A 2331-nucleotide genomic window follows, 5' to 3' on the forward strand; every position below is an offset into this window, starting at 1 on the left:
AGGTATCCCAGCTCTGCACTTCCTTCCGCGCGGCATTCTTGTCCGACGCCTCCAGAGCCTCCATCAGTTGTGTGAAGCGGACCAGCGGCCCTGTGAGCCCATAGGCGCCGCCGCCAAGCTTCTCACCATCCTCGGGCCGCGTGGTGTCGAGGCTGACATAAGCGCCGATTTCCGTTTCCATCTGCTCGGCTTCGACGAGGAGCGCGCGCCATAGTGAGGTCACGAAAGGTAGGTCAGCTGCCTGGAAATCGATATCTTCATGTGGAGCAGGATACTCGACATCGAGTGTCAAGAACTCGGCGGGATCCGCATCGGCCGTCATCGGTGGCGCAATGCCGGAAGCGCGAGTAACGATGATCACGGGTCGCGACAACGCGACGGCTTCCCTGATCAGGCTTGTCGACCATCCCTCGCTTTTGACGCGATCCTGAATATGGAAAAACATCAAATCGGCTTCTCGCTCTGGTTCCTTCCACCGCGCAAGCAGATATCGCCAATATTGAGGGAGTTTCCCGCCGCTTTTCTTCAACTGATACCGCAGATGCTGTTCCAGTCCCCTCGCCAGGTTGGGATGAACCGCACGGAGTCCCGCGGCCCACCATAGTGCAGGGGTTTCGTTCATCCCGTTGATTAGGAATCGCGCAAGCAACCACAGCCGGGGAGGCATAGCAGAGCGACCGAAGAAGTTGCTCGCCTCTTCTGCTGCGATACCCTCCAAGTCGTGCGGATGCGCCATGTATGCGCTCCAAGCTGACTTCGGCACTTCCCGATCCCGATGAGGATTGTCTGGATCGATCGACGCGGGCGACTCGTCGCGGTCCAGCCCAAGGTTCCCGAAACAATCGAACGTTCCGGCTTCGGAATCGAACCGTTTGAGCGGAAGAGGTTTCATATATCGCACGTGAGGATCGAATGCGTAGAGCCATGTCGCCGGAAGAGTTGGCTCGCCCGCCAAGAGGGTTTTCATTCCGGCCGCGGTCGATGCCAGATGCGCGATCTTGCCGCGAAGTACTGGAGAAGCTTCGGCAGGTCCGCCAGCCGCGCCGGCTATGGTCTCTCGGCGCCAGGCATCCAGATCTCGCGCCCGGTCGGCCCAGGCCTCCAATGTATCCCAGAGATTGCTGTATTGCCTGCCGAAGGCGATAGGGACTACCCCTTTTTGAAGCCATTGCTCTTGGGCATCCGTTTCCCCGCCAAACTGGAAGGCATAGACATTCGCGACCGGGGACTGCTCCTCGCGCAGTGCCTCGAGAAGATATTGCACCGGCGGATCATCGGCAGAATAGCCGACGAAAACGATCTTGAACCGGTTCATGAGACTGCGGATATAGTGGGTCGCCCATCCGTCAGAGAGATATGCCTTGCCGAAATCGGCACTGGAGAGGACGACCGCTTCGGATATGCCGGCATAGTCTTCATCCACCCGACCATGGATGTGAATAATGCCTTCGAAGTCCACATGCCGATCCGGGAGGGGAAGGTTGGATGGACCCCAGCTTCTCAAGGCGGGATCACACGCCTCAAACAGACGGTCGAAATTGGTCGTGATCAGGCGCGGTCGCCCGTCAGCACCTCTGGACAGATCGATCAGGGTTCGATGAGCGCGCAGATCTGCGTTTGGCTTCGGCGTGAGCGCTTTTGCCACGGCATCCCGCACCTCCTGCGGTTCGAACTCAAGGTCGAGCGAACTGAACATTCGGTCGACGGGCACGTAGGACTTGGCACCCGACTGAGGCCTTGCCGCATCATAGAGACGTCGTGCCTGGCTACCGGTTAATGAGCCGAGGTCATCAATAACGTTCTTGGCCAGCGTCAGAAAATCGGCGAGCTTGGCATTGGCCAGAGAAACGCCGGCACCGCAGAAAAACAGAACGTTGCCTTCGTCACGGGCGACAAGCAGTTCGTCCGGAATATCTGGTCCATTTTCATGAAACCTCATGCAACTCGCTCCCCACCAACATTTACACGCCAGGACGCAACGGTGGCACCAACACACTCGGCTTCTTGCTCCACCTCAAAGGTGTAGCGAACATATCCGATGCAGTAGCGATTCCAGCGGCGCACTCGTTACTCTAGGATGTCGACGATTATTCGGTCAAAGGCAGCAGGGACCATCGTGTCGATATCCACGCGATATTGCATCGATAATCTGGGTCTCCCGTGGTTTCGCACTAAACATGTGATCCATTGAATACGGCCTGATTCGGCAAATGGGGGAAATGCGTGACCAAGGTGCAGTGGAATTCCAGTCGCAAGGGGTTGGGTGTAGCGAGGGTCAAGGCCCATGCCCCTCAGCACTCACGATTGATTGTGGGTCGCGCACCTGAAAAC

1 protein-coding gene is annotated in these 2331 nt (G+C 57.7%); it reads right to left on the reverse strand.

The features are described 5' to 3' along the window. A partial coding sequence (locus tag AC1D1Z_RS36420; protein WP_477853670.1) for an SIR2 family protein occupies positions 1-1939 on the reverse strand: 1939 nt, incomplete at its 3' end. Positions 1940-2331: the final 392 nt, after the last annotated feature.

This window comes from Rhizobium sp. P1_E1 (assembly GCF_056406015.1).